The sequence below is a fragment of the uncultured Ralstonia sp. genome (assembly GCA_913056305.1).
Taxonomy (GTDB): Bacteria; Pseudomonadota; Gammaproteobacteria; order Burkholderiales; family Burkholderiaceae; genus Ralstonia.
Genome location: CAJXMR010000214.1, coordinates 1 through 7762, shown reverse-complemented (window position 1 = coordinate 7762; position 7762 = coordinate 1). Strand labels below are relative to the sequence as shown.

The 7762-nt window shown below is 67.7% G+C and carries 8 protein-coding genes; 5 read left to right on the top strand and 3 right to left on the bottom strand.

Going from position 1 to position 7762, the window contains the following annotated elements; genetic code table 11:
• The 4 genes from QZ609_RS22085 to QZ609_RS22070 form a co-directional block, all read left to right on the top strand.
• Positions 1 to 146: SDR family oxidoreductase (locus tag QZ609_RS22085; protein ID WP_295499548.1), on the top strand; the 146-nt coding region annotated here is incomplete at its 5' end.
• Between the two features lie 134 nt (positions 147 to 280).
• A complete protein-coding gene (locus QZ609_RS22080; RefSeq protein ID WP_295499547.1) occupies positions 281 to 1606 on the top strand; it encodes an MFS transporter in 1326 nt (441 codons plus the stop codon).
• Between the two features lie 144 nt (positions 1607 to 1750).
• Positions 1751 to 2026, top strand: a complete 276-nt coding sequence (locus QZ609_RS22075) for a PepSY domain-containing protein (protein ID WP_295499546.1) — start codon at positions 1751 to 1753, stop codon at positions 2024 to 2026.
• 32 nt (positions 2027 to 2058) lie between these two features.
• Positions 2059 to 2586 (top strand): cytochrome b/b6 domain-containing protein, encoded by a 528-nt coding sequence (locus QZ609_RS22070; protein ID WP_295499545.1) that lies wholly within the window; start codon positions 2059 to 2061, stop codon positions 2584 to 2586.
• Between the two features lie 21 nt (positions 2587 to 2607).
• On the opposite strand, the gene QZ609_RS22065 is transcribed toward QZ609_RS22070, so the two are convergent.
• The 3 genes from QZ609_RS22065 to QZ609_RS22055 are packed head-to-tail and all read right to left on the bottom strand — an operon-like array spanning position 2608 to position 6587.
• Positions 2608 to 3801, bottom strand: coding sequence for a heme biosynthesis HemY N-terminal domain-containing protein (locus QZ609_RS22065; protein ID WP_295499544.1), 1194 nt, complete (start codon positions 3799 to 3801; stop codon positions 2608 to 2610).
• 2 nt (positions 3802 to 3803) lie between these two features.
• Positions 3804 to 5939 (bottom strand): fused uroporphyrinogen-III synthase HemD/membrane protein HemX, encoded by a 2136-nt coding sequence (gene hemDX / locus QZ609_RS22060; protein WP_295499543.1) that lies wholly within the window; start codon positions 5937 to 5939, stop codon positions 3804 to 3806.
• Between the two features lie 18 nt (positions 5940 to 5957).
• Positions 5958 to 6587: a hypothetical protein gene (locus tag QZ609_RS22055; protein ID WP_365902128.1), complete on the bottom strand. Its 630-nt coding sequence runs from the start codon at positions 6585 to 6587 to the stop codon at positions 5958 to 5960.
• A 71-nt stretch (positions 6588 to 6658) separates the two neighbouring features.
• Between QZ609_RS22055 and QZ609_RS22050 the strand changes: the two genes are divergently transcribed.
• A partial coding sequence (locus QZ609_RS22050; protein ID WP_295499542.1) for an acetate kinase occupies positions 6659 to 7762 on the top strand: 1104 nt, incomplete at its 3' end.

Here is a 7762-nt window from a genome sequence, read left to right as displayed (position 1 = left end):
ACCGCGCGCGCTTCCTGGCGACGATCCCGATGGGGCGGCTCTCCACGCCGCAGGACGTGGCCAATGCCTGCCTGTACCTGGCCTCCGACGAGGCCGAGTTCATCACCGGCACGTGCCTGGAGGTGGATGGCGGGCGCTGCATATAGTCTTCACTGCGATCCCTGCCGAAGGGGCGCTTGGCGACGCGCTTTGTCGAGCGCAGAATGCGGTGGCGGTTTGTCGGGCCGAGGTTGGTGACAAGATGCGCTCGGCCTGAACTCACAACAACACAGGAGACCCGATGGCCATCACCACCCCACCGCTGGGTAGCACCAGCACGCTGCCGCCCCAATCCGCAAGCGCATTCGAAGAAGCCACGTACCGCAAGGTCAGCTGGCACCTGATTCCGTTCCTGCTGCTGTGCTACGTGGTCGCGTATCTCGACCGCGTCAACGTCGGCTTTGCCAAGCTGCAGATGCTGAACGACCTCAAGTTCAGCGAGACCATCTACGGCCTGGGCGCGGGCATCTTCTTCATCGGCTACTTCCTCTTCGAGGTGCCGAGCAACGTGATCCTGCACCGCGTGGGCGCGCGCATGTGGATTGCGCGGATCATGATCTCGTGGGGCCTCATCTCGGCGGCCATGATGTATGTGACCACGCCAGCCATGTTCTACGTGATGCGCTTCCTGCTGGGCTTGGCCGAAGCCGGCTTCTTCCCGGGCATCATCCTGTACCTGACCTACTGGTACCCCGCGCACCGGCGCGGACGCACCACCACGTTCTTCATGACGGCGGTGGCGCTCTCGGGCGTGATCGGCGGGCCGCTGTCGGGCTGGGCGATGACGACCTTTGCCGGCACCTACGGCCTGGCTGGCTGGCAATGGATGTTCCTGATCGAGGGCATTCCGTCGATCATCGTCGGCATCTTCGTCCTGCTCTATCTGGACGACCGCATTGCCCACGCCAAGTGGCTGACCGAGGACGAGAAAGCCCTGCTCGCCCGCAACATCGCCGCCGAGGAAGCCGAGAAGGAAGACCCGCCCATCGCCCGCGTCATGGCCAGCCCGCGCATGTGGCTGATGAGCCTGATCTACTTCACCTTCGTGATGGGCCTGTACGGCGTGAGCTTCTGGCTGCCGACGCTGATCAAGCAGACCGGCGTGGCCGATCCGTTCTCGGTGGGGCTGCTGACGGCCATCCCGTATGGCGCGGCTGTCATCGCCATGATCCTGGTCGCCCGCAGCGCCGACCGCCTGCGCGAGCGCCGCTGGCACATCGCGATCCCCGCCGTCGCGGGGGCGATCGGGTTGGTGCTCTCCGCCGTGTGGCACACCAACACCACGCTGGCGATGGCCGCGCTCACGCTCGGCACCATGGGCATCCTGACTACGCTGCCGCTGTTCTGGAGCCTGCCGACCGCCTTCCTGGCGGGCACCGGTGCGGCCGCCGGCATCGCGCTGATCAACTCGCTGGGCAACCTGGCCGGCTTCCTGAGCCCCTACGCCGTGGGTTGGCTCAAGGATGCCACCAAGAGCACCGATTCCGGCATGTACATGCTGGCCGCCTCGATGGTGCTGGGGGCGCTGCTGACGCTGTCGGTGCCGGCGCGGATGGTGAACAAATAGGCCCGGGCGCCGTGTCCGCCGATGTGCCACACGGCGCCGATCCTTTCGACGACCTTTGCTTCATGCGGACGTTGGGAAGCGCGATATTGCGAACCATTCTCAACAAAAGTACGCTGATCGCTTCTTGACCCGGAGGAGATTCCGATGCTGAAACTGACCCTGGCCACCGTGGCCACCCTCGCCGCCGTGTGCTCCACCAGCGCGTTCGCCAGCGCCAAGTGCACCGCGCACCCGAAGAACGAATGGATGCCGGCGGCCGATGCCCAGGCCAAGCTCAAGGCCGAGGGCTACGCCATCAAGATCTTCAAGGTGAGCGGCAACTGCTACGAGATCTACGGCACCAACAAGGACGGCAAGAAAGTCGAGATCTACTACGACACCAAGACGCTGGACGTCGTGAAGTCCGAGATCGAGAAGTAGTCCTTTCCCCTCGCCTTGCCCGCACCACGTCCATGAATTCGCCTGACGCCCGCGTCCTGGTGTGGGACAGGGTCGTGCGCCTGACGCACTGGGGTGTCGCGTCGCTGGTCTTATGGGACTTGGTGGAAGACTCCGGCGGCCCGCTGCATCGCAGCCTCGGCTATGTGGCGGTGGCGCTGGTGGCGGTGCGCCTCGCGTGGGGCGTGGTCGGTAGCGATGCCGCGCGCTTCCGCACCTGGGTGCCGCGCCCTTCGGACGTGATGCGCTACATCAAGGCGCTGCGCTCAGGCAACGCACCGCGCTACCTCAGCCACAACCCGGCCGGCGCGCTGGTGATGTTGGCCATGTGGGCGCTCATCCTCGGGTTGGGTGTGACGGGGTGGCTGTCACGGCTCGATGCGTTCTGGGGCGAGGACTGGCCAATCCAGCTGCACGGCCTGCTGGCGGATGCGCTGATGGCGCTGGTCATCCTGCACGTGGCGGCGGCCATGGCAATGAGCGTGCTCCACAAGGAAAACCTCATCCGCGCCATGATCACCGGCAGGAAGCGGCGCGAGTAGCGCAGCGCCTCCCTGGGGTTCTTACTTGACCGCCAGCAACGCGCTCTGCCGATAGTGGCGTTGCGCGCCTTCCATCCGCTCGGTCTGCTCATACAGCTGCGCCAGCGCCAGATGCGCTTGCGCGCGCAGGCTGCCGTGGTGCTCGGCATCCGCGTACTTGAGCGCCGATTCCAGGCTCGCCTGCGCCTTGCCCCATAGCTGCTCCTTGAAGCACAGCATGCCCAGCGTGTAGAACAGGTCCGCATCGACCGGATGCTGGGCGAGCCATTTCTCGGCCTGCTGGATCAGCGGCAGCGCGCGGCCCGCCACAGCGCAATCGGCATAGCGGCGGATCAGGCGGCCGTCCCAATGCGCCTTCAGGCCCTCCTCGACGATGCGCTTGGCGTCGTCCGGGCGGCTCAGTTGCGAAAAGTACAGCGCGGCCTGCGAGGCGATGCGGGGCGAGCGACGCTCCTCGGTGGTCAGCTCGCGCCAGAGGTCGTTGAGGGCATCGGCGTCATGGCGGCGCTCCTGCAGCAGCGTCTCGCAGGCCATCTGCTTCATGCGCGCGGCCAGCACGGGGTGGATGGCGTTGCGCTTTTCCAGCGCGCGCGTCAGGCGCAGCACCTCGCTCCAGTTCTTCAGGTGCTGATGCGCACGCAAGGCAATGCGCTGCGCTTGAATCTGCCGCGCACCCTGCGATTGCAGCTGCGCGATCTTCTCCAGCGCGCCTTCGGCATCGCGCGCGTCGACCAGCAGTTCGGCCATCGACACCAGCTTGGCCTGTTCGCGATCGGGCGAGGCCACCTCGGCCATCCATGCGTCACGGCGTTCGGTTTCCTGCATGCGGTGGGCGGCACGCGCGCCGATCAGCGCGGCGGTTTCGCGCTGCGCATCCCACACCTGCGCTTCGCGCGCCAGGCGCTCGGCGCGGCCGAAGCGGCCGGCGAACAGGCTTTCCATCGCCTCGCGCAGCGCGGCCGAGGCCCGCAGGATGCGCGTGCGCTCGCGGTACGCCGCCGCACGCGCCGGCATGCCGGTCACATGGTGAAACAACCGCAACACCACGTGCAGCACGACGAAGATCGCCAACAGCGCGGCCAGCACAAAATTGAGCGACATCTCCACCCGGTACGGCGGGTAGAACAGCACGACGTTGCTCAGGTTGAGTTCAGTGAACAGCGCCAGCCCGACGGCGGCGGCAAACAGCAGCGCGACCCAGAATACCCAGCGCATGGTCACTCCTTGCCCTGGCCGCGCACGGCAGCGAGGCTATCGGCCAGCGTCGGGACTTCCAGCGTGCCGACACTGGCGCGCACCTGCTGCAGCAGGTTCTGCACCGCGGCCACGCGCGGCGACTGCGTATCGAAGTAGCGCGTGAGCAGCGTATCGGCGCGGCCCAGGTCGGCGCGGAACACGGCGTCGTTGCGCGAGAGCAGCGCCAGGCGCGCATTCATCAGCCGCAGCTTGAGGTTCTCGCGCAGGAACCACGCCTGGTCTGGTGACAGCAGCAGCGCCTCGGTCTTGTCGACGCGGCGCACCTGCACGATCTGGCCCAGCTCGACGCGCACGTCATTCCACAGGCGGCCCCACCAGGCGCGCACGCCTGCCGACCAGCCGGTATCGGCCGGCGTCGTGGCTGCCGGCGCCGCGCCCGGTGCGTTGGCCTTGGCCTTGCCCGGCTTGGGCGCGGCATGGCTGCGGGGTACCTGAGCAGCGGCCTGGGCTGCCTGCTCGGCCTCCAGCGGCTGCGCCGACGACACCAGCGGCAACGTATCGATACCGTTGATGGCGTCATCCAGACGGATGGCCGCGCCCGACAGGTCGATGGCCGGCATTGCCTTGATTTTGGCGATGTCGCGCGCAACAGCGCGGCGCATCGCGTTGAACTGCGGCTTGTTGAGCGCGGCGAGGCGTGCGTCGGTCGCCTGCAGCACGGCCAGCGCGGCGCTCACATTGCCCGTCAGCTGAAGCTGCTCCGCCGCGACTTCAAGCGAGCGCTCGATCTCGGCGCGCTGCCAGTCGTCGCGATTGCGCAGCAGGTCCTGGCTGGCTTGCTCGAGCACGGCCTGGCGGTCGCGCGTCTCGGTGGTGCGGGCATCCAGCGCGCCAAATTTCTGCTGCAGCTGGGCAAAGGCGTCCTGGTCGGCGCGCGATAGCGAGCGCATGTCCTGCGCCAGCGTTTCGTTCTGCTGGGCGCGCTGGCGCACCTCGCGGGCCAGACGCTCGTTGCGGACTTGCAGCACCGCCACCGCCGCCACAACCACGATCAGTGCGGCCCAGATCAGCCAGCCGCCGCGTCGCGGCGCCTGGCTGCCGGGCATGGCTGGGGCGAATGACGAAGGCGCGGCAGGCGCTGGCGCCGAACTCGGCTGGGCCGCTGCCGGCGCGGAAGCGGGAGTGGACGAGGAAACGGGAGTCTGCGTCACGGTGGGTGCAGGAGAAATCGGTTTGGATTCGGTCGAGGCCGCGGCCGGCGGCGCGACGGTGGGCGACGGCGTCGCGACGGGCACTGCCGGCATCGGCCCCGCCCAGGCGAGCACGCCTGCGAGCAGGCGATCGTCACCGGCGCCAGTGAGCGTCACGTCGCGAAACCCCAGCGACTGCGCCTGCTCGACGATGCGGGCATGCGGCGCGAAGCACGGCGCGGCATGCAGCGTGTCCACCTCGGCGGCCGACAGGTTGGCGCGCGCCAGCGTATCGAGATTGCGCACGGCCTCGGAACTGGTGAGTGTCCAGGCGTGGCGGCCGGCCAGGACGGCACGCAGGCCCATCCAGGCAGCCGCATCGGGCGCGGGCACGCTGCGGCGGTAGGCTTCAACCGCGCGCACCGAGGCACCGGCTTCGCGCAGTTGATCGGCGAGCCATTCGCGGCCACCGTTGCCGCGCACGATCAGAACCTCGCGGCCATGCAGCGACGGCACGTCGAGCCGCGCATACAAGGCTTCGGAGTCCTGGCGCGCGTCGTCGGCGTGGGTGTCGGGCTGGATCACGTGATAGGCGGGTGCGGCCACACCGTGCGTTGCCAGGGCCTGCGCACTGGCGGGGCCGACCACCGCCACCGGCACCTCTTGCGGCCAGCGGAAACCCTCCGGCATGGCGGCAAAGGCCTGCTGCACGGCATTGGGGCTGACGAACACCGCCAGCGCGTAGCGCGTGGGATCGGCCAGCGCGGCACGCAGGTCATCGAGGTTGGGCGTGGGCGCGATGTCCAGCAGTGGGAACTGGTGCGTGCGCAGCCCGTGCCGCTCCAGCGCGGCGACCAGCATGGGCGCCTGCGCACGCGGCCGCGTCACGACCACCACAGGCGCGTTGGAAGCATGCTGGGAGGCGGCGGGCGGCGCGCTGGATGAGGGTGGCAAGCGGTCGTCCATGGGGCCAGCGTATCGGGGTCAGGTAGCGGGCGGCGTGTCGACCACCAGCGCGGCGAGGATCTCGCGTGCGCCGCCATCGAGCATCTGCTGGGCGACGCGCACGCCCAGGGCGTCGGCGTCGCCCAGCGTGGTGGGCGTCGCTTCGCCCTCGGCGGCAAGCTTGCGACTGCCATCGGGCAAAGCGACGAACGTGCGCAGGCGCAGTGCGCCGGCATCCGTCCACTGCGCGAACGCGGCCAGCGGCACCTGGCATGAGCCGCCCAGGATGCGCGAGACCGCGCGCTCGGCGGTCACGGCCAGCGCGGTGGGCGCGTGGTGCAGCGGTGCGAGCCAGGCCTGCACGTCATGGCGATCCGCGCGAATCTCGATGCCCAGCGCCCCCTGCCCAGCGGCCGGCAGCGACTCCTCTTGCGCGATGGTCGAGCGGATGCGGCTGGCCAGCCCCAGGCGCTTGAGCCCAGCGGCGGCGAGGATGATGGCGGCGTAGTCGCCCCGGCGGAAGGCGTCAATCAACGCCTCCACGATTGCGTCGATTTTTTTCTCTTCCGGCGCGCCCGCCGCCGGCAGTGCCACTCCCAGCGTCAACGCCCCGAGAAGAAAAAATGCCACCCAACCTTGTCGGTGTTTCACCACGAGACCTCCTAGCATCCCTTTAGCTTCGGCTCTACAATAGTCTGCGCTGCCAACGCCCGCAACTGCGGGGATGGTATTGTTGTCCCATGAAAATCCTGGTCCTCAACTGCGGCAGCTCTTCGGTCAAGTTTCAGTTCATCGAAACCGACCTGGAGCGCATTGACCGCAACCAAGACCGGCTGCTCGCCCGCGGCCAAGTAGAAAGAATTGGCACCCACGAGGCCGTGGTCTCGTGCCAAGCGGACGCGCGCACTGTCCGCGACGTGGGCGTTGACATCCTCGATCATCACGCCGCCATCGCCAAAGTGCTTTCCCTGCTCCAGCGCGTCGGCGCGCTCGCCGACCCCAAGGAGATTGAGGCCGTCGGCCACCGCGTGGTGCACGGCGGTGTGTTCCACAACTCGCAGCGCATCACCCCGGAGGTGTTGCGCAAAATCGAAGACGCCAGCGAGTTGGCCCCGCTGCACAATCCTCACAACCTGAACGGGTATCACATCTGCACCCAGCTTTTCCCCGACCGGCCGCAGGTGGCCGTCTTCGACACCGCCTTCCACCAATCCATGCCCACCCGCGCTTTCCTCTACGCGCTGCCCTACGACTACTTCCGCCGCCACCGCATCCGCCGCTACGGCTTCCACGGCACCTCGCACCGCTACGTCGCCTACCGCTTCAGCCAGTTGACCGGCCTCTCCCGCGCCGACACCAACCTCATCACCTGCCACCTCGGCAACGGCTGTTCGGTGACCGCCATCCAGTTCGGCCGCTCGGTAGACACCTCGATGGGTTTCACGCCGCTGGAAGGGTTGGTGATGGGCACGCGCGCCGGCGACGTCGATCCCTCCATTCTGCTTCACCTGATGGCCAAGCAGGAGATGAGCAGCCACGAAGTCGCCACCCTGCTCAACCGCCACAGCGGCCTCTACGGCATCAGCGGTGAGAGCAACGACATGCGCGAGCTATTGGAAAGCAGCCACCAGGGGCACGAGCGCGCCCGCATCGCCATTGACGTGTTTTGCTACCGTCTGCGGAAATACATCGGCGCCTACACCGCCGTGCTCGGCCACGTACACGCGCTGATTTTCACTGGAGGAATCGGCGAGAACGCTCCCCATGTCCGCGAATTGGCCTGCCAAAACCTGGGAGAGATGGGTTACGAACTCGATCCCCAGGAGAACAACCGCGCCGTGGGT

Excerpts from the sequence above, each read along its gene's own strand:
- QZ609_RS22080 (WP_295499547.1), top strand. The coding sequence starts at position 281 with ATGGCCATCACCACCCCACCGCTGGGTAGCACCAGCACGCTGCCGCCC.
- QZ609_RS22075 (WP_295499546.1), top strand. The coding sequence starts at position 1,751 with ATGCTGAAACTGACCCTGGCCACCGTGGCCACCCTCGCCGCCGTGTGC.
- QZ609_RS22070 (WP_295499545.1), top strand. The coding sequence starts at position 2,059 with ATGAATTCGCCTGACGCCCGCGTCCTGGTGTGGGACAGGGTCGTGCGC.
- QZ609_RS22065 (WP_295499544.1), bottom strand. The coding sequence starts at position 3,801 with ATGCGCTGGGTATTCTGGGTCGCGCTGCTGTTTGCCGCCGCCGTCGGG.
- hemDX (WP_295499543.1), bottom strand. The coding sequence starts at position 5,939 with ATGGACGACCGCTTGCCACCCTCATCCAGCGCGCCGCCCGCCGCCTCC.
- QZ609_RS22055 (WP_365902128.1), bottom strand. The coding sequence starts at position 6,587 with ATGCTAGGAGGTCTCGTGGTGAAACACCGACAAGGTTGGGTGGCATTT.